Genomic DNA, 25,247 nt, shown 5'->3' with positions numbered 1-25,247 from the left:
ACCTTAAGCTGCGCAGCGCCGATGGGAAGCCGCTGAACCGCAGGCCAGCGCGCCCGTTCGTGCCCCGTGCCGCGCCGCCCGCTCGCCCTCAAACCCGTCTCGCCAGAGGCCCTGGCGCTGGCCGGCCTGTGGACCACGCTGCTCGACCTGGCGCTTGTGGGCCTGCTGCTGGCTGGCCTGGTGAACGCCTGGGCGCCGCCGCAGGACCTGCCCTGGAAGCCGTTCCGGCTGGACCGGCCGGTGGGCTTGGCGACCCCGGCGCAGTTCGCCCGGGCGGCTGGCGATCCCGGGCAGTGCCGCCTGGCGCTGGCGGAGGGGCGGGTCAGCTTCGTGGAGGAGCCCGACCGCGACCTCGGTGAATGTGCGACGGAGAACACCGTGCGGGTGAAGGACGGCGCCGCGGCGCCGCTCGCCCCGGCGGCGCCCGTGGTGACCTGCCCCGTGGCGCTGGCCTACGCCATGTGGACCCGCAACGTGGTGCAGCCGGCCGCGGCGGAGACCCTGGGGAGCCGGGTCACCCGGGTCGAGCACTACGGGACCTACGCCTGCCGCAACATCTACGGCCGGGCCGAGGGGCGGCGCAGCGAGCACGCGTTCGCCAACGCCATTGACGTGGCCGCCTTCCGCACCGCCGACGGCCGGCGGGTGAGCGTGCTCAAGGACTTCCGGCGCGAGGACGCGCGCGGCGAGTTCCTGCGGCGGGTGCGCGACGGCGCGTGCCCCTGGTTCCGGGCGGTGCTCAGCCCCGACTACAACGCCGCCCACCGCGACCACCTGCACCTGGACTTCGGGCGGTGGCGCGCCTGCCGCTAGCGGCTCAGCGGGCCGGCCGGAACGCCAGCAGGGCGTTACCGGGCGCCTGGCCGAACATGCCGTAGCCGGAGCCCACGAAGAGCAGGCCGTTGGCGGCGACGATCGACGCCGAGTCGATGGAGCCGCCGCGGGTCTTCACCCCGTTGATCGCCTCGAAGTCCCGCAGGGTGTCGTAGGTCCAGAGCGCCCGGCCGTCCGCCGCGTCGATGGCGTAGAGCCGGCCGTCCAGCCCGCCCTGGATCACCACCCCGTCGATCACCGTGGGCGCGCCCGAGAAGCCGTAGAGCCGTTCGCAGCGCGGCGCCTTCTTGCCCCGCTCGCCGGCGCAGTCAGGCTTGGCCGAGTATTGCCAGCGGATCTCGCCCGTCCGGGCGTCGACGGCGTAGAGGCCGGGCTGCAGGGCCGGGTCGATCGGCTGGCCGCCGGGCAGGGGCCGGCCGATCTGGGCCACCGGCACGTAGACCGTGTCCCGGTCGAAGGCGATGCCCCAGTGGATGCCGCCGTTGGGCGCCCCCGTGCCGATGTCGCGCCGCCAGAGCACCTTGCCCGTGTCAGGGTCGAGCGCCCAGACCGTGCCCACTTCTGGCCGGCCAGCAGGACCTCGCGTCCGCCGGAGAGCTTCGCCAGGATCAGGGAGGCCCCGAAGTCCACATCGCGGTAGACGGTCTCCTTCACGCAGTTGAGTTGGGTCGGCTTCGGGTTGGGGCCGCAGCCGGCGTTGAAGATGTCGTTTTCGGTGGCCTGATGGCTCCAGGCTTCGGTCCCGTCCTTCAGCCGGATGGCGATCAGGGCGTCGGTGTTGCGGTGCGCGGGCGGCGAGTTGCTCTCGCCGGTGCCGAAGAAGATCAGTCCCCGGCGCTCGTCGACCACGGGCGAGTTCCAGATCGGCGCGCCGGACGGCCCCATGAGCGGCTTGCCGTCGCCACGGTCGCGCACCGGGCGGGCGTCTTCCATGGTGTCGTAGCGCCATTGCTGCGCCCCCGTCTTCGGGTCGAGCGAGACCACGTAGCCGTGGTTGGTGCAGCAGGTGACCGCGTTGTTGGCCGCCTCCATGATCTCGTACTGGCTGACCGGCACGACGATGCGGTCCTTCAGCACGCGCGGCGTGCCCGTGGTGAGGGAGTAGGAGTAGACGCCGACGTTCCGGGTCCACAGCGGCTTGCCCGTGCGGGCGTCGAGCGCATGGACGGTGGAGTCGAGGCCGGAGAAGGCCAGCACCGGCGTGCCGTCGGCGATCACCCCATAGGCCGCGCTGGTGCGCAGCGGCGCGCCGCCCGGGGTGTTGTAGACCCACTGCACGCAGGGCTTCGACGGGTCGCTGATGTCGAGGCTGTACACGGCGGCGGCCTCGGCGACCGGAAGGAAGAGGTTGTTGCCGACCACGGCCGCCTGCGAACGGATCATCGTCACATCCGGGAAGCCGAGGCTCCAGGCGAGCTCCATCTTCGACAGCTTCGCCTTGGTGAGGCCGGTCTGCCGCGGGCTGAGGGTGCGGGTCTGGCGGGCGTCGAAACCGAAGGTGGCGACGCTTGGCGGGCTCCTGAGATCGACCTTCGCGCGAGCGCCCTCGCAGCGCATGGGCGCGCTCCAGGTGTCCAGCGTCACCGTCGAGCGGCCGGTCAGGTAGTTGATCAGCCGCCCGCGCGCCTCGTCGTCGAGCCCCTCGCCCTGCGCTTTCATCTTGCCGAGGGTGAGGGCGTAGTTCAGCGCCTGATAGCTCATGGCCGAGAGCGTGGCCTTGGCCGGCGCCCGGGCGGCCTCCGGGTTGTCGTGGCAGGCGGCGCAGCGCTCGCGGTAGACCGCCTGGCCTGGATGCGGCAGCGGCGTCTGGGCGGACGCCTGGCCGCCCGCGAGCGTCACGAACGCGGCCGCCGCGGCGGGTAGGCGCAGGATCGCCGGCATGTCTCCCCCCGAGCTCGGTGCGGCTCTCACTGGCCGCATACCCGATCTACGATAGGGCAAAGCCCGCGCCTGTCGACGCCCGATCCCGCCTTGACCTCGCGACAGGGGCCGGCGCAAATGACCGCAAATCAAACAACTGTTTCATGCAGCGAGGAGCGACCCATGAGCGAGGTGATGGACCGTCCGGCAGTGGGCCTCGGCGGGCTGTTCGACCTGACGGGCAAGGTGGCGGTGATCACCGGCTCGTCCCGCGGCATCGGCCGCGCCATCGCCGAGCGGATGGCCGAGCAGGGCGCCAAGGTGGTCATTTCCTCGCGCAAGGCCGGCCCCTGCGAGGAAGTGGCCAACCTGATCAACGAGACGCGTCCCGGCCACGCGATCGCGGTGCCGGCCAACATCTCCTCGAAGGAGGACCTGCAGCGGCTGGTGGACGAGACCCGCGCCGCCTTCGGCAAGATCGACATCCTGGTCTGCAACGCGGCCTCGAACCCCTACTACGGCAGCCAGCTCGACATCTCGGATGACGCGTTCCGCAAGATCCTCGACAACAACATCATCGCCAACAACTGGCTGATCCAGATGGTCACGCCCGAGATGCGTGAGCGGAAGGACGGGGCGATCATCATCGTCTCGTCGATCGGCGGCCTGCGCGGGTCGACGGTGATCGGCGCCTACTGCATCTCCAAGGCCGCTGACATGCAGCTGGCCCGCAACCTCGCCCAGGAGCTGGGGCCCGACAACATCCGGGTGAACTGCATCGCCCCGGGCCTGGTGAAGACCGACTTCGCCAAGGCGCTGTGGGACACCCCGGAAGGCGAGCGCCGGGCGAGCTCCGGCACCCCGCTGCGCCGCCTTGGCGAGCCTGACGACCTGGCTGGCGCGGCCATCTACCTGGCCTCGCGGGCGGGGGCCTGGACCACCGGGCAGACCATCGTGGTGGACGGCGGCTCCACCTGCTGAGGCAGGCCCGCCGTCAGTCCAGCGGCCCGTCCCGGAGGCGGGCCGCCGGCGCGAACTCCGACCAGACCGCCTCCAGACGCTCCCGGAAGCGGCCGTAGGACCATTGCTCGGCCGTGGCGCGCCCGGCGTCGCGCATGCGGGCCAAAGGCGGGCCGCCGGTCAGCACAAGGTCGGCGGCGGCCGCTAGGGCGTCCGTGGCGGCGAACAGGTCGTCCTCCTCCACCCAGAAGCCGTTTTCGGGGCTCGCGAAGTCACGGCCGCCGATGCCGGTGAACCCTGCGCAGACGCAGCCGCTGGCCATGGCCTCCAGCGGGGTGATGCCCACCGCCTCCAGGCGGCTGAGGCTGAGGAACAGGGCGGAGCCCGCAAAGGCCTCCGCCACCTCCGGCTCCGAGACGTTCTCCACCGCATGGAACGGCAGGCCGGCGTGGCGCGGGTGCAGCCGCGGCAGGAGGTTGCGGATCGCGACCGCCTCCTGCGGCCGCTTGCGCGGGGCGTAGGCCGCCCGATGCGCCGCCGCCCCGGCCGGCCGGAAGACCCGCTCGTCGGCGAAGCAGGGGACGATCGCCACCGGCAGGTCCGGGAAGATGCGCTGGATCGAGGCCGCCGCGGTCGGCCCGACGGTCAGCATCCTCACCTCGCGATCGGGCGGGTAGGCGGCCAGGGCCGGCGTCCCGATCCCCGCGAGGCCGAACTGGTTCTGGCAGAACACCACCAGCGGCTGGGCCAGGGTCGCGGCGGTGCGCAGGGCGTTGGGCGCATCGTCGGGGAGCACCAGGATGTCGTCCGGCCGGAACGGGGTTCCGACCTTGATGGGCGCGCGGTGGGGGATGCCGGCCTGCCGCGGGTTCTGTGGGCTGTGCCAGAGCACCGCGTCGAAGCCCAGGTCGCGCAGCGTCTCCACGTGGCGGAGGATCATCTTCTGGCCGCCGGTGATCCCGCCGGCCGGGAAGGCCAGGTAGACGATGCGGCTCATACGGCGGTCGCGTACGCCCGGCGGGAGAGCTCACGGGCCCGGGCCAGCCGCTCGACGCCGGCGTCGAGGGTCTCGTCGCGCTTGGAGAAGCACAGCCGCAGGATGGTGGTCACCGGGGCCGTCTCGTAGAGCGCCGAGACCGGGATCGTCGCCACGCCGGCGTCCTTGACGGCCCTGAGGGCGAAGGCGCGGTCCGGCTCGTCGATACCGGAGGCGGCCAGGTCCACGTTCAGGAAGTAGGTGCCCTGGCCCGGCAGGACGGCGAAGCCCTCCCGCCGGAGCCCTTCCGTAAGCCGCGCGCGGGCGCGCTGCAGGCCCAGCGGCATCTCCCGGAACCAGTCGGCGGCGTTCTCCAGCCCCCAGGCCACCGCCGCCTGCAGGTTGGGCGGGGTGGTGAAGGTCAGGAACTGGTGGGCCCGGGAGACGCTGTGGGTCAGGGCCGGCGCCGCGCACAGGAAACCCACCTTCCAGCCCGTGAGCCCGAACATCTTGCCGGCCGAGCCGATCTTCACGGTGCGCCCCCGCATGCCGGGAAAGGCCATCAGCGGGCGGTGGACGGCGCCTTCGAAGACCACCTGCTCCCACACCTCGTCGCAAATGGCGACACAGTCGAATCGCACGCAGAACTCGGCCAGCAGGGCGAGGTCCGCCTCGGGCAGGACCACGCCTGCCGGGTTGATGGGATTGTTCAGCACCACGAACCGGGTGCGTGCGGAAAACGCCGCTTCGAGCAGGGCGCGGTCGAACCGCCAGGTCGGCGGCTGCAGGGGCACGAGCTTCGGCACGCCGCCGGCGCGGCGGATCAGCGGAACGTAGGCGTCGTAGAGCGGCTGGAAGACGATCACCTCGTCGCCGGGTTCGATCAGCGCCAGGAAGGCGGCGGCCAGAGCCTCCGTGGCGCCCGAGGTGACGGTGACCTCACGCGCCCAGTCGAGCTCCAGGCCCTGGCTGCGGGCGTAATGGGCCGCCACCGCCTGGCGCAGCTCGGGCAGGCCGGTCATAGGCGGATACTGGTTGTAGCCGTTCAGCACCGCGTCGGAGGCCTTCTGGCGGATCGCCAGCGGACCGGGGTCGTCCGGGAAGCCCTGGCCGAGGTTCACGGCGCCAAGCCCGCGCGCAAGCCCGGACATCTCCTCGAAGATGGTGGTCGGGAGGTTCGAGAAGGTCGGGTCGGCCATGTGCTATGACGGTGCGGCGGGACGGCCCCGCCTGAACACCATGCCTGAGGCCTCACGTCCATGGAGATCGTCGACTTCCGTCCCGAGCACGCCGAGGCGTTCCGCACGCTGAACGAAGCCTGGATCTCGAAGCACTTCGTGCTCGAAGCCAAGGACCGCGAGGTGCTGGAGGATCCGCAAGGCAAGATCCTCGCCAATGGCGGACGCATCTTCATGGCGCTGGAGGGCGGGCGGCCGGTCGGGTGCGTCGCCCTGCTGAAGATGAACGACGGCGGCTACGAAGTGGCGAAGATGACGGTCGCCGAAGAGATGCGCGGCTCCGGGTTGGGACGCCAGCTCATGGAGCGCTGCATCGAGGCGGGGCGGGCGCTCGGCGCCGCCCGGCTGTACCTCGAGACCAACTCCGGCCTCGGACCGGCCCTGTCCCTCTACAAGGCCATGGGCTTTCGCGAGCTCACCGGCTGCGACACCGAATACGCCCGCTGCGACGTCTGGATGGAGCGGCCGCTGTAGCTTCCGTCTCCGCCTTACCGCGGAGCAACCAACCAGTTGCGAGTCATTCGCAAGTGCAATAGCGTCGGCGTCCTGGATGGAGTGGACGCCATGGACCACGTGGAAACGGAGCTGACCTCGGGCGAGCGGCTGCTGCTCTGCGGTCTGCGGCTAATGGCGGCCGAGGCCGGGTGCCAGACGCTGAGGCCGAGGTTCGAGGTCGCCTGCGGCTGCGCCGGCCCGCAGGCGTTCCGTGGCCTGGAGGTGTTCGTCCAGCAGCTGCGGCTGCACGGGCGCAGGCGGATCCAGGTGGGGCCGCCGTCCCTCGCCGGTCCGACCGCCGACGAGGCGCTGCTCCTGGAGGTGTTCGCCGCCGCGCAAGCCGACGACTACCGCAGCCTCGACGGCAAGCTCCGGGACCTCATCGACGACGAACCTCCGGGAGCCCTGGGCGCCGCCGTCTGCCTGGTGGCCGAGGCCTTCGACATGAACGGGCTGATCCTGCCCTCTCGAGGCGAGCTCGGACAGGTCAGTTCTGGGATGCGAGCACCACGCCCAGCAGAACCGCCGCCCAGTGCGTGGCCGCCGCCGCCACCACATGGCCGTGCCAGATGGCGCGGGCGAACTTCAGGCGCTTGTTGACGTAGAAGATGACGCCCGTGGAGTAGAGCACGCCGCCGCTCGCCAGCAGGGCCAGCGCATACCAGCCGACGTTGTCGATCATCGGCCCCAGCGCCACCACCACGAGCCAGCCGAGCGCGAGGTAGACGCCCACCCAGAACTTCCGGTCGAGGCCGGGCAGGAACAGCTTGCCCAGCGCGCCAAGCGTCGCGATGGACCATACCGCCGCCGTCATCCCCCAGCCCCAGGCGCCCGGCAGGCCGAGGGTGAAGGGCGTATAGGAGCCGGCGATCATCAGGAAGATGCCCGCATGGTCCAGCCGCCGCAGCGTCGGCCGGTGGCGGTGGTGGGCGAAGTTGTAGGCGGTGGAGAAGGCCAGCATGGCCACGAGCCCGGCCGCATAGATCGAGCAGCCGACGACAGTGCTGATCCGCCCGTCCACGACGGCCAGCGCCAGCAGCACGATCCCGCCCACCAGCGACAGCGTCAGGCCCACCACATGCACCACCAGGTCCGCGCACTTGGCGGCCGGAGTCGGATAGTGACGGGGCGGCTTGGCGGGCGTCTGCAGGACGGGGGTGAGCTCGGTCATCGCGAACCTCCTACCCCCTCCACGTGTCACGCGCGTGGCGCCGCCGTCTAGTCCTCGCGGACGCGCTTCTTGCGGAAGCTGGGGTTGAGAACCTTCTTGCGCAGGCGGATGGACTTGGGCGTCACCTCCACCAGTTCGTCTTCCTCGATGTAGGCGATGGCCTGCTCGAGCGTCATGCGGCGCGGCGGGGTGAGGCGGACCGCCTCGTCCTTGCCCGAGGCGCGGACGTTGGTCAGCTGCTTGGCCTTCATCGGATTGACGTCCAGGTCGTCGGCGCGGGAGTTCTCGCCGATGATCATGCCCTGGTAGGTCTTCTCGCCCGCGCCGACGAACATGACGCCGCGCTCTTCGAGGTTCCACAGGGCGTAGGCCGCCGTCTCGCCGTCGGAGTTGGAGACCAGCACGCCCTTGCGGCCCGCGTCGATCGGGCCCTTGTAGGGCTCGTAGTGGCTGAACACGCGGTTCAGCACGCCGGAGCCGCGGGTGTCCGTCAGGAACTCGCCCTGGTAGCCGATCAGGGAGCGCGACGGGGCCGAGAGGCTGATCCGGGTCTTGCCGGCGCCGGACGGACCCATGTCGCGCAGCTCGGCCTTACGCGCCGACAGCTTCTCGATGACGATGCCCGTGAACTCGTCGTCCACGTCGATCATCACGTCCTCGATGGGCTCCAGGCGCTCGCCGGTCTCGGGATCGGTCTGGTATACCACCCGCGGGCGGCTGATGGACACTTCGAAGCCCTCGCGGCGCATGCCTTCGATCAGCACGCCCAGCTGCAGTTCGCCGCGGCCGGCGACCTCGAACGCGTCCTTCTCGCTGGTCTCGGTCACGCGGATCGCGACGTTGGACTCGGCTTCCTTAAGCAGGCGGGCGGCGATCACCCGGCTCTGCACCTTGTCGCCCTCGCGACCGGCGAGCGGGCTGTCGTTGACCGACACGGTCATGGAGATGGTCGGCGGATCGATCGGCTGAGCCGGAAGGGCCTCGTTGACCTCCATGGCGGCGAGCGTATCGGCCACGGTGGCCTTCGACAGGCCCGCGATGGCGACGATGTCGCCGGCTTCGGCGCCCTCGTCGATCGGCTGGCGCTTCAGGCCGCGGAAGGCCAGCACCTTGGTGATGCGGCCGCGCTCGATCTCCTTGCCGTCGCGAGACAGGGCCTTGATCGGCAGGCCGGGGACGGCCTTGCCGCTCTCGATGCGGCCGGTCAGCAGGCGTCCGAGGAAGGGGTCGCTCTCGATGAGCACGCCGAGCATCTGGAACGGCTCGTCCTTGCGCGCTTCCGCCTTCGGCGGGGGGACGTGGTCGACGATGAGGTCGAACAGCGGCGCCAGGTTGTCGTTCGGCTTGGCCAGGTCCATCGTCGCCCAGCCGTTCTTCCCCGACGCATAGATGTGCGGGAAGTCGAGCTGCTCGTCCGTGGCCCCCATGGCGGCGAACAGGTCAAACGCGTCGTTCAGCACCCGGTCCGGGTCGGCGTGGGCGCGGTCCACCTTGTTCAGGCAGAGGATGGGGCGCAGGCCCATCTTCAGCGCCTTGCCCAGCACGAACTTGGTCTGCGGCATGACGCCTTCCTCGGCGTCGACCAGCAGGACGCAGCCGTCCACCATGCCGAGGATCCGCTCGACCTCGCCGCCGAAGTCGGCGTGGCCGGGGGTGTCGATGATGTTGATCCGCGTCTCGCCGGCCTTGCCGTTCCAGAGCACCGAGGTGCACTTGGCGAGGATGGTGATGCCGCGCTCGCGCTCCTGGTCGTTGGAGTCCATGGCCCGTTCCACCGTCGCCTCGTTGGCGCGGAAGACGCCGGACTGGGCGAGCAGTTGGTCGACGAGGGTGGTCTTGCCGTGGTCGACGTGGGCGATGATGGCGATGTTGCGTAGCGACATGGGGGAGGAGCGGTCTTCGTCTTTCAAGGAAGGCGGGCTTGTAGGCGAGGCGAGGCCTTATCGCCAGCGACAGTTCGATGGCGCGACCGCCCGCCCCAGGGCGTAAGCGCCCATGGTCAAGCTATTTTGCAGTGCGAAAGCAACATGGGTGCGCTGCGATCGAATTGCAAGCTATGGGAAAGGTTCAGGAAATTTCCTGTAACGCAACGTGATAGCGCAATCTATACACTGTCAGCTTGCGCGTTTGTGCGCTGCACTCTATATCCCCGCTTGTGAGGCGTCGCTGACGCCTCTGCCCTTCCTGGGCGTTTCCTCCCTAATGAACTAGCCGCGCCGCTTGGCGCGGCTTTTTTTTTGGCCCGGCGGCGCGGGGCGGCCTCAGGCGGCGCGCAGGGCGCTCCAGTCGGCGGCGGCGAGGGTCCGGGTCAGCGCCTCGAGGTCGGACTTCAGGGTCTCGAAGCCAGCCGTTGGGGCGAGGGTCGCCTCGTCGAGGTAGAGCCCGCGGTTGATCTCCACCTGCAGGGCGTGCACGCGGCGGGCGGGGCGGCCGTAGTGCTCGGTGGTGTAGCCGCCAGCGTAGGGCGTGTTGCGCGCCACCCGGTAGCCCATGGCCTCCAACTCCCGCTCCACCCGCCCCGGCAGCAGCCCGGCGCAGGCGGCGCCGAACCGGTCGCCCAGGACGACGTCGCTCGGCCGCTCGCGCCCGCCGGCCCGCGCCGCCGCGGCGGGCATGGAGTGCCAGTCAACGAGGATCGCGAAGCCGTGGGCCGCCTGGGCCTCGGCGATCAGGTCCGCGAGCGCGGTGTGGTAAGGCCGGTGCGCGCCCTCGATGCGGCTGCGCGCCTCGGCGAAGGTGAGCTTGCGGTTGTAGATCTCCTGGCCTTCGGACACGACGCGGGCGATTGCGCCCAGGCCCGCCGCCACCCGGGCGGTGCGGGCGCGGGCGAACTCCGGCAGCTCGTCGGCGAACATGTTGGGGTCGAGCTCGAACGCCTCGCGGTTGAGGTCGATATAGGCCCGGGCGAAGCGGGCGGTGATCAGCGAGGCGCCCAGCCGCGGCGCCGCCCCGATCAGGTCGTCCACGAAGGCGTCTTCCGAGCGCCGGATGGCCAGGGCGTCCAGGGCCGCGGCGGCCATCATATCATCCGGATAGAGCCGGCCGGAGTGCGGCGAGGCGAACACCAGCGGGGTCGGCGGCCGGCCTTGCGGTCCCGCCCGGCGCACGTCGAAAGCCGCGTGGCGCACGTGCGGGTCGTCTGCGGCGATCGGCTCCCAGGCGTTCATCAGGCCATAGAACGCTCAGGGGGCCTGTTAGGTCAAAGGGTTCATCGCGAGTTTACGGTTCGCGGCATATGGTTTCTTCTTCCCATCCGAGAGCTGTCGCAGTCGCCCCGCCATGCCCCGCATCCTGCTTGCCGAAGACGATGATTCCCTTCGCGGCTTCCTGGCCCGCGCGCTCGAGCGCGCGGGGTACGACGTGGTCGCCTGCGCCGATGGCGACGAGGCCGCCGCCGTGCTGGACCAGGACTGGGACCTGCTGCTGACCGACATCGTCATGCCCGGCATGGACGGGATCGAGGTGGCCCGGCAGGCGGCGGCGCGGCATCCGGGCCTCAGGATCATGTTCATCACCGGGTTTGCGGCCGTCGCCCTGGCGGCCGGCGAGCAGGCGCCTCCGGGGGCCAAGGTGCTGTCTAAGCCCATCCACCTGCGTGAGATCGTGACCGAGGTGGAGCGGATGATGGCGGCCGCCTGAAGCGCGCGCTTGCGCTCCGCAAGGCGCGCCGTTATATCCCCGGCCTTCCCGAGACGGGCCGGATCACGGACGCGTAGCTCAGCGGGAGAGCACTACGTTGACATCGTAGGGGTCACAGGTTCAATCCCTGTCGCGTCCACCATCCTCCTCCCATGAAAAAATCGCCTGACTCTTACCTGGGGTAAGGCTGCGCCGCGGGCCGACCGTGGGCGCAAAAAACCGTGGCCGCACTGAGTGTTGCGCCGGCGCCGCGACGTCGAGCGTCGTTGGCCGAACTTGAAAATCTATGTGGCGCGGCTGAAACATTTGCGCCGTTATGGGGCCACTCGAGCGTCCCGTGACCCTCCCGGGCAGAGAGGACGCCGAGGGGGAGGATAGCTATGACGAGAAGCAGATTCTTCTGCAGCGCCTCGGCCACCGCGGCGCTGGCGATGCTGGCTGCGGGGCCGGCCGCCGCCCAGGCGGTTCAGGCTGCAGGCCAGCAATCGGCCACCGAGGTGGGCGAGGTGGTGGTGACCGGCTCCTTCATCCGCGGCACGCCGGAGGACGCCGCCCTGCCGGTGGACGTGATCGGCGCCGATGAACTCGAGAAACAGGGCTCGCCGTCGCCGGTCGAGCTGATCAAGAACCTGCCGGCCTCGAACGGGGTGATCGGCGACACCAACCAGTTCGACGCCCGCGCCCAAGGCGCCGAAGGCGCGGCGACGGTGAACCTGCGGGGGTTGGGCGCCTCGCGCACGCTGATCCTGTTCAACGGCCGGCGCGTGGTGACCGCGCCGATCGGCCAGGGCGCCCCCGACATCAACCTGCTTCCGCAGGCCGCTATCGGCCGGATCGAGGTGCTGAAGGACGGCGCCGCGGCGACCTATGGCTCGGACGCCATCGGCGGCGTGGTCAACTTCATCACCCGGCGCAACTTCGACGGCCTCGAGGTCAACGGCACCTACCGCTACATCGACGGCTCGGACGGCGACTGGAACGCCCACGCGATCTGGGGCAAGGACTTCGGCGCCGTCAACGTGATGCTCTCCGGCAGCTACCAGCACCGCTCGGAGCTGTCGGTCCAGGACCGCGACTTCACCCAGACCAGCTATTTCGAAAGCCCGGAGACGGGCTACTCGACCGGCAACGCAGTGACCGCCTTCCTGCCCGTGGGGCCAGGCTCGCTCGTCGGCTCGGCGGCGCCTTTCGCGCCCGTGGCGGGCCTGCAGCGCGACGTGGGCTGCGCTCCGCTCGGCGGGACCCCCACCTTCAGCGGCACCACCCCCGCCTGCGCCTTCAACTACACGCCCTATGACAACCTCGTGGAGAAGGAGAACCGGTTCCAGCTCTACGGCGAACTGAACTGGGAGATCGCCGAGGACCACCGCTTCCACCTGGAAGGGCTCTACTCCGAGACCGACACGCCGGAGTGGGCGACCTCGCCCTCCTACCTGGCCCTGCAGGCGCCCACCGCCACCACCAGCCCGCTGGTCACCTCGGGTCTCGCCGCCGGCTATTTCGTGCCGGCCAGCAACCCCGGCTTCGCGCTCTACCGCCAGCAGAACCCCACCCAGATCCCGGCCTTCGCCACGGGGGCCTACTTGCCGGGCGTGCTCTACCGGCCGCTGAGCTTCGGGGGGAACCCCCTGTTCGGCGACCAGTCGTCGCGCGGCAGCCGCAAGTTCGAGGCCTGGCGTCTTTCCGCCAGTCTGACCGGCGAGTTCGCGGGCGGCATCGGCTACGACGTCGCCGCGACCTACATGGAGGACAACCTGGTCCGCGTCGGCTACGACGCCCTGGTCAGCCGGCTGCAGCTCGCGCTCCGCGGCCTCGGCGGCGAAGGGTGCAGCCCGACGACCGGCACGCCGGGCGTCGGCCCCTGCCGCTACTTCAACCCCTTCTCCAACGCTATCCAGGCCAACGCCCTGACGGGGCAGGCGAACCCCAACTTCAGCGCGGCCGTGGCCAATGACCCGGAGCTGATCCGCTGGTTCTTTCAGCCCACCGGCACGGACCTGACCACGCGCCTGTTCGTCGCGGACGCGGTGCTCAACGGGGAGCTCGGGTGGGAGCTCGGCGGCGGCGCCGTCGGCTGGGCCGCCGGCATGCAGTACCGGAAGGAGTGGTATGAGGCCGAGTACGACGCGCTCACGGACCTGACGGTCACGCCCTGCATCGACACGCCGGTTACCGGATCGACGACCTGCACGGTGCGCAACGGGCCGTTCCTGTTCCTCGGCGGCGGCACGCCGGCCGACCTGAAGGGGGACGTCTGGGCGGGCTTCGCCGAGGTCAGCCTGCCGTTCACGGACGCCATCCAGGTGCAGCTCGCCGCGCGCTATGAGGACTTCGGCGGGGCGGTCGGCTCTACCTTCAATCCGAAGGCGTCGCTGAGGTGGCAGCTCACCGACATGTTCGCCGCCCGCGGCACGATCGGCACCACCTTCCGGGCGCCCCCGCTGACCTCCCTCGATCCGGGTCAGGTCACCAGCCTGCAGTTCCTGGGCGGCGCTTTCCGCGCGGTCGACATCCTGGGCAACCCCGAGCTGGAGCCCGAGGAGGCGACCACCTACAGCGTCGGCCTGATCGCCAGCACCGGCGGCTTCCAAGCCACGATCGACTACTGGGACTTCGACTTCGACAACCCCTTGGTCACCGAGCCGGTGGGCGGGATCTTCAACACCCTGTTCCCGACGGGCGCCGGCACGGGCAACTGCGGCAATCCCGCCTTCGCGGCCCTGCAGAGCCGGTTCGTCTTTGGCGCCGGAGGGACGTGCGGCGTGGCCAACCTGTCACGGATCCGCACCTTCGTGGTCAACGGGCCCCGCGTGAAGACCAACGGCATCGACATCTTGGCCAACTACCGGATGAGCGACCTCTGGGGCGGGAGCGCGGCGGTTGGCGCGACCATGACCTACACGCTGGAATACAGCGTCGCCGAAACGACGGTGGAGGGCGTGGTCGTCTCCCCGGCGTTCGAGGGGGTCAACAAGCTCAACTATCAGACGCAGATCGTTCCGGTGCCGGACTGGAAGGGCAACGCCTTCGCCGAATTCACGACCGGACCGCACAACTTCCGGGTCCAGGTCAACCACATCGCGGCCTACGTCGACCAGCGGACGGGGCCATTCCCGCCGAATGTCGTGCAGACCGCCACCGGGGCCACGCAGCCGCGCTCGAACAGAGGGCGCAAGATCGACGCCTTCACCACGGTGGACTTTACCTGGCGCTACCAGGCGCCGTGGGACACGACGGTCGTGCTCGATGTGGACAATGTGTTGGACGAGGACCCGCCGTTCGCCCGCCTCGACCTCGGCTACGATCCGTTCACGGCCAACCCGCTGGGGCGGACCCTCAAGCTTAGCGTCACCAAACGCTTCTGATTCTACGGAACCTTCCCGTCACCTGCGCCGCTGGCTCGCGCCGGCGGCGTCTCTGTTTCTGGGTTTCGAAGCGCTCGCTGTGCCGGTGGGAGCGCGCGGGATGTGCCGGCCACTGATCGAGCAGCGGAAATCCGACAACGCTGATCCGCGACCGACGAAATTCGACGATCAGGTATGTTATCGACGCTCAGTTCAAAAAAATAGAAGCAAGAACAGCATGTTGCAGGATTGGCGCACCTGCAGATCCTTCTTTCGACCGACCGCCGATTTCCCTTCCGTCAAGCGCGCCGTGCGCGGCACTTCTTGGCCGCTCGTGCGCCTTGAACCGACGGCGGAAGACCCCGGGGGCGGCGAGAAGGGAAGAACGTTCGCATGCTTAAAGCCATTTATCTCTCCGGCGGCTCCGCGCTCGCGCTCGCCGCTTCGCTGGCCTGCAGCCCCGCCGCCGCGCAACAGGCGGCTGAGGTGGAGGAGGTGGTGGTGACCGGCTCCTTCATCGCCGGCACGCCCGAGGACGCCGCGATGCCGGTGGACGTGACCACCGCCCAGGAACTTCAGCGCCAGGGCTCGCCTACTGTGGTGCAGCTGGTGAAGGCGCTTCCGGCCGCCGCAGGCTCGATCGGGGAAAGCAATCGCTTCCTGGGCAACAACGCCGGTACGGCGACGGTGAACCTGCGCGGCTTCGGCTCGGCGCGCACGCTCGTGCTCATGAACGGGCGTCGCATGGCCACTTCGCCGGCCGGCGTGGCGACCGCGGGCGCCGTGGACATCAATGTGATCCCGGTGGCGGCCGTGGGCCGGATCGAGGTGCTCAAGGGCGGCGCGGCGGCGACCTACGGTTCGGACGCGGTCGGCGGCGTGGTCAACTTCATCACCCGCCGCGACCTCGATGGGTTCGAGGTCAACGGCGAGTACAACTACATCAAGGGCTCGGAAGGCGATTACAACACCCACGTCGCGTGGGGCTGGAAGGGCGACAGCGGCAACATCCTCCTGACGGCGGGCTACCGTCGCCGTAGCGAGCTGCGCACCACCGACCGCGACTGGGCCCTGAAGCCTGCCGCCTTCAACCCCTTCGGCGGCTATTCGGGCGCGAGCAACCCCGGCGCCTATCAGACCTTCGCGGTGGGCGGCGCGAGCGGCCTCGTGCTGCAGCCGAATGGAACCTACGCCCTGCCGGCAGGGGCGATCTCCACCCCGCTGACCACCTTCAACGACGTGGGCTGCGCGGAGCTGGGCGGCACCCGCAGCGCCACCGGCGCCTGCTCGTTCCAGTACTCGCGCTTCGACAACCTCGTGAACGACGAGTACCACTACCAGCTCTATGGCGAGGTGAACTGGGACGTCACCGACGACGTCAGCTTCCATGCGGAGGCGTTCTGGACGCGGCATGACGTGCCGGACGAGCGCGTGTCGCCGAGCCAGTCCACCGCCCAGTTCCCGGCGCCCGTCAGCGGCGGCGGCAGCTCGCCCTTCCCGGCGTTCGCCGGGCAGTCCACGTCGCGCTTCTTCATCCCGTTCACGAACCCTGGCCTGCAGGCCTACTACGCCAGCCAGTGCGCCGTCCCCACCACGGCCTTCTGCACGAACCTGCGCAACGGGGTGGTGACTTCCCAGACCGGCTTCCGGCCGTTCGGGTACGGCGGCAACCCGCTGTTCGAAGACGGGGCCGACCACCAGCGCCGGGCCAACGACAGCTTCCGGATCTCGGCCGGCTTCAAGGGCTCGATCCTGAACGACATCGGCTGGGACGCGGCCGTCACCTACATGGACAGCCGGTCGACCAACGAGACGCCGGACATCGTGACGGAACGTCTGCAGCTCGCCCTGCGCGGCCTGGGCGGCCCGGGTTGCAACCCGGCCAGCGGCACGCCCGGCCAGGGCGCCTGCCAATACTTCAACCCGTTCTCGAATGCCATCCGGCAGGACGCGGTCTACGGGAACACCAATCCGTTCTTCAACCAGGCCGCTGTGCCCGCGAACACCAACACGCGGGAGCTCTACGACTGGATGCACGAGTACATCGTCGAGAACAGCGAGAGCCGCATCCTGGTGGGCGACCTGGTGCTTAACGGCGACCTGGGCGGGTTCCAGCTGCCGGGCGGCGAGATCCGCTGGGCCGCCGGCGGCCAGCTGCGGTACGACGAGCTCTCGGGCAATCCGGAAGGCTTGCTGTCCGACGCCGCAGCGGCGACCAACGGCGTGGGGCCGTTCAACTTCTACCCGGCCATCGAGACGAGATCGGTGGACCGGACGGTCTCGGCTGTGTTCGCCGAGGTGCGGCTGCCCATCCTCGAAAACCTCGAGGCGAACGCGGCCATCCGGTACGAATATTACGGCGGCAACATCGGCTCGACGACGAACCCCAAGCTCGACATCCGCTGGCAGGCCATGGATTGGCTGGCCCTGCGCGGCTCCGTGGGCACCACCTTCCGCGCGCCGCCGCAGGGCGCCGTGACGGCCGGTGACAACGGGCGGATCCTGGCCCTCATCGGCGACCCTTCCACCGGCGTGTCGCTCTATCGCCCGGTTGACGTGTTCGCCAACCCGAACCTCGATCCGGAGACGGCCACCACCTACACCGTCGGCGCCATCGTCTCGGCAGGGAACTTCAACGCCACGGTCGATTACTGGGCGTTCAAGTTCAAGGACGAGCTGACCACCGAGACCGGGGCGAGCATCGTCTCCACCCTGTTCCCCTCGGCCAACCCGGCCACCTGGCAGTGCGGCAATGCGGCGCTGACATCGCGGATCAACTTCGCGGTGGGCAACGTGACCAACCCGGCCACCGGCACCAACTGCCACCCGTCGAACGTTCTGGGCGTGACCACCAACTGGGTGAACGGGCCCGGTGTGGACACTTCGGGCGTGGACTTCCAGGCCAGCTACCGCTGGGATGAGTTCGGGGGCGGGGACCTGACGGTTGGCGCCGAAGGCAGCTACTTGATCGAGTACAAGCGCGGCGCCCTGCTGACCCTGGAGGGCGTTCAGATCCAGGCGCCGCTCGATCGCGCGGGGCAGGCGGAGCTGCTGTCGAACTTCTATTCTTACCCCCGGGTCAAGGCGAGCGCCTACGTCAACTACAACACCGGCCCGCACAACGTGCGAGCCACCATCCGCTACATCGGCAAGATGGACGACCGGAACCGCGACCGTTCGCCCACGGTGCCGGGCGTGCAGCCGGGACCCATCGGGGAGTTCGTGCAACTCGATGTCGTCTACCGCGTCGAGCTGCCCTGGGACACGACGCTGACCGCACAGGTGCAGAACGTTTTCGACGAGGACCCCTCGTTCGCCAGCAGCCAGTACAACTACGACTACACGCTCGGGAACCCGCTCGGCCGGGTGATCGGGGTCGGCCTGCGCAAGCGCTTCTAGTCGCCCGACGGTCGCAATGGGGCGTCGGCGCGCGCATAGCGCGCCGGCGCTCTTCTCTTTTCGGCGGCCTGCAGCGTTTCGGTGGCGCGCCGCGGTATTTCTGCAACAGATAACGGTGATCGGCGGTAACCGAAAAGTTGGTATGTCGCTCCTGCGAGCGAACGCCCGGGCCGCTTTCGAAATCCAAGTACGGCGACGGGCGAGAACCTTGTTCGCGCCGCCTCGAACCGAAGGTACGGGGCTGCCGTTAGGTAAGGCCAAAAAGGCCTGCAAAAACAACGCGCGGCCGCTCAGGAGCCCGCGTCGCACATTGTTATGTTTCCAGCTCGAAAAGGTCTGGACGGAGGCCGCCAAGCTGCCAGATGATCCTTCCGTTCAGGTCCTTCAGCGCCCGCATGAGACGGGGCGGAGGCCTCCGACGGGGAGGAAACCCATTATGTTGAAGCGCAGATATCTCTGCGGCGGCTCCGCGCTGGCCGTCGCCATTTCTCTCGGCGTGGCTTGGCCCACGCTGGCGCAGACCCAAAGCACCGAAGTTGAAGAGGTGGTGGTCACCGGCTCATTCATCGCCGGTACGCCCGAAGACTCCGCCCTCCCGGTGGACGTCCTCTCGACCGAGGACCTGCAGGAGCAGGGCTCGCCGACGGTGGTGCAGCTGGTGAAGACCATCACCGCCTCCCAGGCCTCGCTCGGCGAATCGAACCGCTACAACGGCGGCGCCGGCACCGCGACCATCAACCTGCGTGGCTTCGGCGCCTCGCGGACCCTCGTCCTGTTCAACGGCCGCCGGCTGGCTGAGAGCCCCGTGGCCGCCTTCCAGGGCGGCGGCGCCAACCTGAACTTCATCCCGACCGCCGCAGTCGGCCGGATCGAGATCCTGAAGGACGGCGCGGCGGCCACCTACGGCTCGGACGCCATTGGCGGGGTCGTGAACTTCATCACGCGCCGCGATCTGGACGGCCTCGAGGTGGACGGTGAGTACGCCTTCATCGACGGTTCGGACGGCGACTGGAACGCCAACGTCGCCTTGGGCAAGGTCTTCGATCAGGGGAACGTTCTGTTCGCCGCCGGCTACCGCCACCGGTCGCGCCTCGACATCCACGAGCGCGACTTCGCCCTGAGGCCGTTCGACTTCGCGGGCTCCTCCGGCGCCGCGGGCTTCACCGGCGCGTCCAACCCGGGCTTCTTCGTGGCCGGCGCGACCGTCTTCCGCGACAACGGGTGCGAGGAGCTGGGCGGCACGCTCACCCGCTCCATCACGTTCCCAAACCCGCTGGCCGGCCAGCCGAACCAGACTCCGACCGTGGCCTTCGCGGTGCCGACCGGGCCGCAGCTGGCCGCGACGTCCGGGTCGGCGACCACCTGCCGCTTTCAGTTCTCCAACTTCAACGACCTGGTGAACGAGGAGGACCACTACCAAGTCCACGGCGAGGTCAATTTCGAGCTCTCCGAGAACCTCGCCTTCCACGGGGAAGCGACCTGGTCGCGCAACGACATCCCGATGCAGCGCCTGTCGCCGGCGAACCTGACGGCGCAGTATCCCTCGCCGGTGTCGGTGGGTGGCACGTCCTTCTCGCCGAGCACGCCCAGCGGCGCGAACCTGTCGGTCCCGTTCAACGTGCCGATCAACAACCCCGGCCTTGTCGCGCTGCTCAACGACTGCCGGGCGCCGCTGACGACCACCGAGTGCGCGGCCATCCGCGCCGGGGCCTTCTCGACCGCGGGGGCCCAGCCGGGCGCGCCGGGCGGGGCGCGCGGCGTCGACATCGCCCAGCTGGGCTGGCGGGCCGTGGCCTTCGCCGGTCATCCCACGAACCGCGACGGGGCGGATCACCAGACGATCACCAATGATGGCTGGCGGATCTCGGGCGGCTTCAAGGGCAAGATCTTCGAAGGGATCAACTTCGACACCTCCGTGACCTTCATGGAGCAGAAGAACACCTCCAACACCAACGACATCCTGGTGCGGAACCTGCAGCTGGCGCTGCGCGGCTTCGGCGCCCGGGCCAACGATCCGAACGGCTGCACCGCCGGGGAGACGGGCAACTTCACCACGGGCGCCGGCAACGCCGCCATCGGCTGCTACTTCTTCAACCCGTTCACCAACGGGGTGCAGACCAGCGCGGTGAACGGCGCCGCCAACCCGTTCTTCAACGCCGCCGTGGCCAACGACCCGCAGGTGGTCCAGTGGCTGTACGGCAACTACACGAACGTGCTGACCAACCAGCTGCTGGTGCTGGACGCGGTGTTCTCGGGTGAGACCGGGATCGAGCTGGGCGGCGGGCCGATCGCCTGGGCCGCGGGCGCCCAGTACCGCTACAATCGCGAGCTGCGAAAGTACGGCGCCAACTTCAACGCCGACGAGAACCCCTGCCCGGACCGCGCCTCGTGCGCCGACGAAACGGGGCCGCTGCAGTTCTTCGGCTCCGCCGTGGATCGCGACGACGACGCCAACGTCAAGGCGGTGTTCGCCGAATTGCAGGTGCCGGTCACCGACGCGATCAACCTGAACTTCGCCATCCGTCACGAGGCCTATCAGGGCAACATCGGCTCCACGACCAACCCGAAGGTCGCGGTGAAGTGGCAGGTCACCGACTTCCTCGCCCTGCGCGGCAGCGCCAGCACGACCTTCCGGGCTCCGGGCCCCGGCCTCACCGGCTCGGGCTGCAACAACGGGGTGCGGGTGCTGGGCTCGGCCTACCGGGCGTTCCAGAGCTGCGGCAACCCGGACCTGAAGCCCGAGAAGGCCGACACCTTCAACGTCGGCGCCATCGTCGAGCTGGGCGGCTTCTCGGCGACCGTCGATTACTTCAACTTCAAGTTCAAGGACGAGCTGATCGAGGAGAGCGGGTCGCGCCTCTATGCGACCATGTTCCCCAACAACACCAACGTCCGCTGCGGCGACCCGGTCTATGCCGCGCTGCAGGCTCGCTTCACCTTCGCCGGGGCCTGCGGCGCCGCGAACGTGGCGCGGCTGCGCAGCTTCGCCGTCAACGGCCCGAACACCGACACCTCGGGTATCGAAGCCCGCGCCCAGTACGCCTGGGACGGCTGGTTCGACGGCCGCTGGGCGGTGGGCACCGAAGTGACCTACCTGATCGAGTACAAGCGCGGGAACATCACCCTGCGTGAGGACGACTCGATCACCATCGCCCCGGCGGAAGACCGGGCGGGCCTGTCCGACGTGCTGAACGACTTCTTCTCCTACCCGGAGCTGAAGGCGAACGGCTTCGCCACCTTCAACAAGGGCCCGCTCACGGTTCGCTGGCAGGCGCGCTACTCGGAAGGCACCTCGCCGGCCTTCGGCTCGCCGTTCTTCATCACCGTGCCGGATCCCACCGCGACCACCGTCCCGGCGGCCGGCACGGCCTGCCCGACCAACGCCTGCGGCGGCCGCCGCCTGGAAGCGGTGGGCAAGTCGGACGACTACTGGCAGCACGACGTGATCGTGCGCTTCGAGGCGCCGTGGAACACGGTGGTCACGGCCAGCGTGCAAAACCTCTTCAACGAGGATCCGCCGTACGTGCCCTCGCCGTACAACTACGACCTGACCCAGGGCAATCCGCTGGGCCGGGTGTTCGAGATCGGCTTCGCCAAGAAGTTCTAGGCTGCAGCCGCGAAGACAGCAGGGGGCGCCGGACCGCAGGGTCCGGCGCCCCTTCGCCGTTCTAGGGGCGCGCCTTGGACGGCAGGGCCGCCACCTCGGCGGGCGTCAGCTTGCGCACGTTGCGCACCGGGCAGCGCTGCGGGCCGATGGACGTGCGGGTGACGATCTCGGCGTCGAGGCCCGAGCAGATCGAGCTGGAGCCGCGTGAGACGAGCGCGATGTTCTGCGACCAGTCGATGTCCTGGCAGGGTCCGAGCATCTCGAACTGGTAGACGTCCTTCACCCCGACCCGGACATTCACGGTCCGATCGTCCATCGCCGCGAAGCCGTTGGCGTTGCGCGCCCAGAAGCAGCTGCGGACCGGCTTGGCCGCCGCCTGCGGCTCGGTGGGTGAGCGGGCGCCGGCGATCTGCGGCGCAGCGGCGCAGAGCGCCAGTGCGGCGAGGGGCGCCGCCCACAACATCTTGGATTTCATGACCTTCGGTCCCTCTTTGGGCGTCCCCCGAAGCGTCCGCATATATAGGCGCGCGCCCGCCGTTCAGGAAGCGCCGCGCCGCTCGGCCCTGCGGCGGAAGCGCGCCGGGTCCACCAGCTCGGCCAGCGGGGCGGCGAGCGGGGAGGGGGCGCCCAGGGCCAGCGCCGCCACGTGCTCGGCGAGCAGCGGCGCCCAGGACAGGCCCCGCGAGCCGAGGCCGGTGAGGACGAACAGCCCGGCCTCGACGCCGTCCGCGGCCCCGGCCAGCGGCAGCCGGTCCGCCGTCACCGCGCGGACCGAGGCGCGCCCCTCCAGCGGCCGGCCCTCCAGCCGCGCGGCCAGCCCAGGCAGCGTCCCGGCCAGGGTGGCGAGGTTCCGGGCATGGTCCGCTTCGCGCACGTCGACGCCGGCGTCGCCGCGGTCGTGGGTGGCGCCGAAAAGGATGCCGTCCGCGGTGGGCAGGGCGTAGCCGCCCCAGGCGACCGCGGGCACGCGCGCGCCGGTGCGCGTCCAGGTCGCCTGGCCGCGCACCGGCGCCAGCGGCAGGCCCGGCGCCAGCGCGGCGGAGCCGAGCGCGGCGGCGAGGATCACCGCATCGGCGCTCAGCACCTCGCCGCCGGCGGCCAGCAGCCGCCAGCCGTCGCCGTGGCGCTCCACGGCGGTGACCTGCGCGAGGACCGACTCGCCCGCCCAGCGCGCCAGGACGGCCGCGGGCGAGACCACCAGGGCGGTCGGCTGGTCCAGCGCGGCCGGCGCCGCCTCGCCCAGCCTGGCCGAGGCCGCCTGCGGCGACAGGACCTCCAGCCACCCGGGCTCGAAGAGGCCGGAGCTTGAGATGCGCGCGAAGCGATGGGCGTCACGTTCGGCGGACGCCAGCTGCAGCACGCCCCGGCTGAGGATCGCCTCCGCCGCCTCGGCCTCGTAGACCTGAACCGCCCGACTGAAGGCCTGGGCGAACAGCTGGGCGGGCGCGCCGCCGCCGGCGTCGAGGCGGGGCGTCACCAGGCCGGCCGGATTGCCCGAGCCACCCGCGCCGAGACGCTCCGCCTCCACCAGCATCGCCTCGGCGCCGAGCGCGCGCACGGCGCGCGCCGCCGCCGCCCCGGCGATCCCACCGCCTACGATGGCCACGCGCCGCACCGTGGGATCCTGCCCCGTTCCCGGCAGCCGCGCCTCGAGGCGCTCGCGCTTGCGGCCGAAGCCGGGTCGCTTCTCGACCGCGAAGCCGGCGGCGGCCAGGCTCCGGCGCACGTGCCCGGCGACGGTGAACGTGGCCGCCCGCGCCCCCGGCCGCGACCGCGCCGCCACCCGGGCCATGACGTCCTCGCCCCACATCTGCGGGTTCAGGGCCGGCGAGAAGCCGTCCAGGAACCAGGCGTCGGCCTCGCCCAGCCATCCATCCAGCGCGGCCGTCACATCCATCACGGCCAGGTCCAGGATCGCGCCGAACTCAGGCAGGTCCACCCGGTGCAGGCCGGGGGTGCGGCCAGGCCAGCGGGCGCGCAGCAGGGCCGCCGCCTCGGCGAGCTCGGGCCAGCGGGCATGGGCCCGGGCGGCGTCCTCCACGGAGAGCGGGTGGGCCTCGACGCTGAAGACGTGCAGGCGCCCGCCGGGCGGTCGGGTGCGCCGCCACAGGTCGAGCAGCGCCAGGATGTTCAAGCCGGTCCCGAAGCCCAGCTCCCCGACCACGAAGCGCCGGCGGCCGGCCCACGCCTCCGGCAGCCCGCATCCGGCCAGGAACACGGCCCGACTCTCGGCCAAGCCGTCCTCGGTGGAGAAGTAGACGTCCCCGAACAGCCGCGATCGCGGTTGGCCGTCATCGCCCCAGGCGAGCGGGCTGTCAGATCCGGCGGTCGTCTCGCTCATGGTCCGCACATGAAAAGGGCCGCCCCGGCGGGGCGGCCCTCCATAGCCTCTTTCGGCGGTCGTCGCTTAGTGCGGCGCGGCTTCAGCGGCCGGAGCCGTGGCCGGGGCCGTCGTCGTCGCCCCCGCAGCGGCGGGGTCAGCGGCCGGAGCCGTGGCGCCGGCGGCGGCCGGGTCGGTGGCGGGCGTCGCAGCCGCGGCGGCCGCGTCGGCGGCGGCGGCGTCCGCCGGCGCAGCGGCCGGAGCTTCCGTGGTGGTTTCCGCGGCGGCTTCGGTGTTCTCGGCCGGCTTCTGGCAGGCGGCGAGCGAGAGGGCGGCGACGGCGGCGCCGGCGATCGCCAGCTTGCGGAGCAGTTCGGAAGTCATGTCCCTGGTTCTCCCTTTTCAAGCGCCCGCGGGCGGCTTGCGGAGCCCCGGACGCAGGGAGACTATGCGCTGCTTCGCGGCCGCCGCAATCGGCGAGTTCACGGCCGCGTGATCACGAATTGCGACCGCCTCAGGCATCGTTGGGCATGTTGTTCAGCGCCTCTTCCAGCTCGGCGAAGCTGGGCTGGGCGCTGGACGGCACGTTGCCGCGGCCGATTTCCACCGAGATCTGCGCGGCGTTGCCGTGCAGGTGGGCGACGAGCACGGCCTGGATGATCCTGTAGAAGGCCGACTCCTCCTCGACGATGTCCTTCATCCGGGTGGCGAGCGGACCGACGATGCCATAGGCCAGGAACACGCCCAGGAAGGTGCCGACCAGCGCGCCGCCGATCATCTCGCCCAGCACCTCCGGCGGTTCGGTGATCGCGCCCATGGTCTTGATGACGCCCAGCACCGCAGCCACGATCCCGAGCGCGGGCAGGGCGTCGGCCAGGCTCTGGACGGCATGGCTCGCGGCCAGCGCCTCGTGGTGGTGCTTCTCGAGCTGCTTCTCCATCGCGTCCTCGACCTGGTGCGGATCCTCCAGGTTCATGGTCATCATCCGCAGCGTGTCGCAGATGAAGTCGACGGCGAAGTGGTCCTTGGTGATCTTCGGGAACTTGGTGAAGATCGTGCTCTCTTTCGGGTTCTCGATGTGGCTCTCGATGGCGATGACGCCCTTGGACTTCATCGTCTTCGTCAGGAGGAACAGCAGCGAGAGCAGGTCGCGATAGTCGGACGCCTTCCACTTCGGGCCGGCGAAGGCCTTGCCGAAGCCGCCGCCCGTGGCCTTGATGGTGGTCATGGAGTTGGCGATCAGGAAGCTCGCCACGCCCGCGCCGCCGATGGCCATCATCTCGTGAGGGGCGGCGTGCAGGATCACGCCCATGTTGCCGCCTGAGATCAGGTAGCTGCCGAACACCAGGGCGAACAGCAGCACGAGGCCGATGATCTGAAACATGCTTCGCGGAGCTCCGTCGT

The 25,247-nt window shown here is 70.0% G+C and carries 17 protein-coding genes, 1 tRNA gene and 1 pseudogene; 8 read left to right on the top strand and 11 right to left on the bottom strand.

Annotated features, from left to right (window positions below):
- The first annotated feature begins 66 nt into the window (after window positions 1–66).
- Window positions 67–813 carry an extensin-like domain-containing protein gene (locus tag VIL67_RS01950; RefSeq protein ID WP_332047156.1) on the top strand — a complete coding sequence of 249 codons (747 nt, stop codon included), beginning with the start codon at window positions 67–69 and terminating at the stop codon, window positions 811–813.
- Window positions 814–817: 4 nt separating this feature from the next.
- On the opposite strand, the gene VIL67_RS19655 is transcribed toward VIL67_RS01950, so the two are convergent.
- Together VIL67_RS19655 and VIL67_RS01940 are read right to left on the bottom strand one after the other, a co-directional pair.
- Entirely contained in the window at window positions 818–1,354 is a 537-nt protein-coding gene (locus VIL67_RS19655; RefSeq protein WP_473964804.1) for an outer membrane protein assembly factor BamB family protein, read from the bottom strand.
- Window positions 1,355–1,518: 164 nt separating this feature from the next.
- A pseudogene (locus VIL67_RS01940) lies at window positions 1,519–2,715 on the bottom strand (outer membrane protein assembly factor BamB family protein); the annotation flags it as partial.
- A gap of 174 nt (window positions 2,716–2,889) precedes the next feature.
- Between VIL67_RS01940 and VIL67_RS01935 the strand changes: the two are divergent.
- On the top strand, window positions 2,890–3,675 hold the full coding sequence (locus VIL67_RS01935) for an SDR family oxidoreductase (RefSeq protein ID WP_332047971.1): 786 nt from the start codon (window positions 2,890–2,892) through the stop codon (window positions 3,673–3,675).
- Window positions 3,676–3,688: 13 nt separating this feature from the next.
- On the opposite strand, the gene VIL67_RS01930 is transcribed toward VIL67_RS01935, so the two are convergent.
- The gene (locus VIL67_RS01930) at window positions 3,689–4,651 is read right to left on the bottom strand and encodes a glycosyltransferase (protein WP_332047155.1); all 963 of its coding nucleotides are present in this window, start codon (window positions 4,649–4,651) and stop codon (window positions 3,689–3,691) included.
- Complete coding sequence (locus tag VIL67_RS01925) at window positions 4,648–5,829, bottom strand: aminotransferase (protein WP_332047154.1); 1,182 nt, start codon at window positions 5,827–5,829, stop codon at window positions 4,648–4,650. The genes VIL67_RS01930 and VIL67_RS01925 overlap by 4 nt, the downstream gene beginning before the upstream one ends.
- Window positions 5,830–5,889: 60 nt before the next feature.
- Between VIL67_RS01925 and VIL67_RS01920 the strand changes: the two genes are divergently transcribed.
- Complete coding sequence (locus tag VIL67_RS01920) at window positions 5,890–6,342, top strand: GNAT family N-acetyltransferase (RefSeq protein WP_332047153.1); 453 nt, start codon at window positions 5,890–5,892, stop codon at window positions 6,340–6,342.
- Between the two features lie 508 nt (window positions 6,343–6,850).
- On the opposite strand, the gene trhA is transcribed toward VIL67_RS01920, so the two are convergent.
- The 3 genes from trhA to VIL67_RS01905 form a co-directional block, all read right to left on the bottom strand.
- Window positions 6,851–7,534 (bottom strand): PAQR family membrane homeostasis protein TrhA, encoded by a 684-nt coding sequence (gene trhA / locus VIL67_RS01915; protein ID WP_332047152.1) that lies wholly within the window; start codon window positions 7,532–7,534, stop codon window positions 6,851–6,853.
- Between the two features lie 47 nt (window positions 7,535–7,581).
- Entirely contained in the window at window positions 7,582–9,417 is a 1,836-nt protein-coding gene (gene typA / locus VIL67_RS01910) for a translational GTPase TypA (RefSeq protein ID WP_332047151.1), read from the bottom strand.
- A 378-nt stretch (window positions 9,418–9,795) separates the two neighbouring features.
- Window positions 9,796–10,701 (bottom strand): N-formylglutamate amidohydrolase, encoded by a 906-nt coding sequence (locus VIL67_RS01905; RefSeq protein WP_332047150.1) that lies wholly within the window; start codon window positions 10,699–10,701, stop codon window positions 9,796–9,798.
- Between the two features lie 112 nt (window positions 10,702–10,813).
- Between VIL67_RS01905 and cpdR the strand changes: the two genes are divergently transcribed.
- The 5 genes from cpdR (at window position 10,814) to VIL67_RS01880 (ending at window position 21,523) form a co-directional block, all read left to right on the top strand.
- Window positions 10,814–11,173: a cell cycle two-component system response regulator CpdR gene (cpdR, locus tag VIL67_RS01900; protein ID WP_332047149.1), complete on the top strand. Its 360-nt coding sequence runs from the start codon at window positions 10,814–10,816 to the stop codon at window positions 11,171–11,173.
- Window positions 11,174–11,240: 67 nt separating this feature from the next.
- Window positions 11,241–11,315: transfer RNA gene (locus tag VIL67_RS01895), tRNA-Val, on the top strand.
- 238 nt (window positions 11,316–11,553) lie between these two features.
- The gene (locus VIL67_RS01890) at window positions 11,554–14,538 is read left to right on the top strand and encodes a TonB-dependent receptor domain-containing protein (RefSeq protein WP_332047148.1); all 2,985 of its coding nucleotides are present in this window, start codon (window positions 11,554–11,556) and stop codon (window positions 14,536–14,538) included.
- A 372-nt stretch (window positions 14,539–14,910) separates the two neighbouring features.
- On the top strand, window positions 14,911–17,916 hold the full coding sequence (locus VIL67_RS01885; RefSeq protein ID WP_332047147.1) for a TonB-dependent receptor domain-containing protein: 3,006 nt from the start codon (window positions 14,911–14,913) through the stop codon (window positions 17,914–17,916).
- A gap of 436 nt (window positions 17,917–18,352) precedes the next feature.
- Window positions 18,353–21,523 (top strand): TonB-dependent receptor domain-containing protein, encoded by a 3,171-nt coding sequence (locus VIL67_RS01880; protein WP_332047146.1) that lies wholly within the window; start codon window positions 18,353–18,355, stop codon window positions 21,521–21,523.
- Between the two features lie 61 nt (window positions 21,524–21,584).
- Here VIL67_RS01880 and VIL67_RS01875 read toward each other — a convergent pair whose 3' ends face one another.
- From VIL67_RS01875 to motA, 4 genes are all read right to left on the bottom strand, one after another.
- Entirely contained in the window at window positions 21,585–21,998 is a 414-nt protein-coding gene (locus VIL67_RS01875) for a DUF6491 family protein (protein ID WP_332047145.1), read from the bottom strand.
- 63 nt (window positions 21,999–22,061) lie between these two features.
- Window positions 22,062–23,864, bottom strand: coding sequence for a bifunctional tRNA (5-methylaminomethyl-2-thiouridine)(34)-methyltransferase MnmC2/FAD-dependent 5-carboxymethylaminomethyl-2-thiouridine(34) oxidoreductase MnmC1 (mnmC, locus tag VIL67_RS01870; protein WP_332047144.1), 1,803 nt, complete (start codon window positions 23,862–23,864; stop codon window positions 22,062–22,064).
- A 66-nt stretch (window positions 23,865–23,930) separates the two neighbouring features.
- A complete protein-coding gene (locus VIL67_RS01865; RefSeq protein ID WP_332047143.1) occupies window positions 23,931–24,227 on the bottom strand; it encodes a hypothetical protein in 297 nt (98 codons plus the stop codon).
- 130 nt (window positions 24,228–24,357) lie between these two features.
- Window positions 24,358–25,227 (bottom strand): flagellar motor stator protein MotA, encoded by an 870-nt coding sequence (gene motA, locus VIL67_RS01860; RefSeq protein WP_332047142.1) that lies wholly within the window; start codon window positions 25,225–25,227, stop codon window positions 24,358–24,360.
- Window positions 25,228–25,247: the final 20 nt, after the last annotated feature.

It is taken from the genome of Phenylobacterium sp. (assembly GCF_036563385.1).
Classification (GTDB): Bacteria; Pseudomonadota; Alphaproteobacteria; order Caulobacterales; family Caulobacteraceae; genus Phenylobacterium.
The sequence above is the reverse complement of the archived record's forward strand: the minus strand, read 5'-3'. Positions and strand labels throughout refer to the sequence as shown.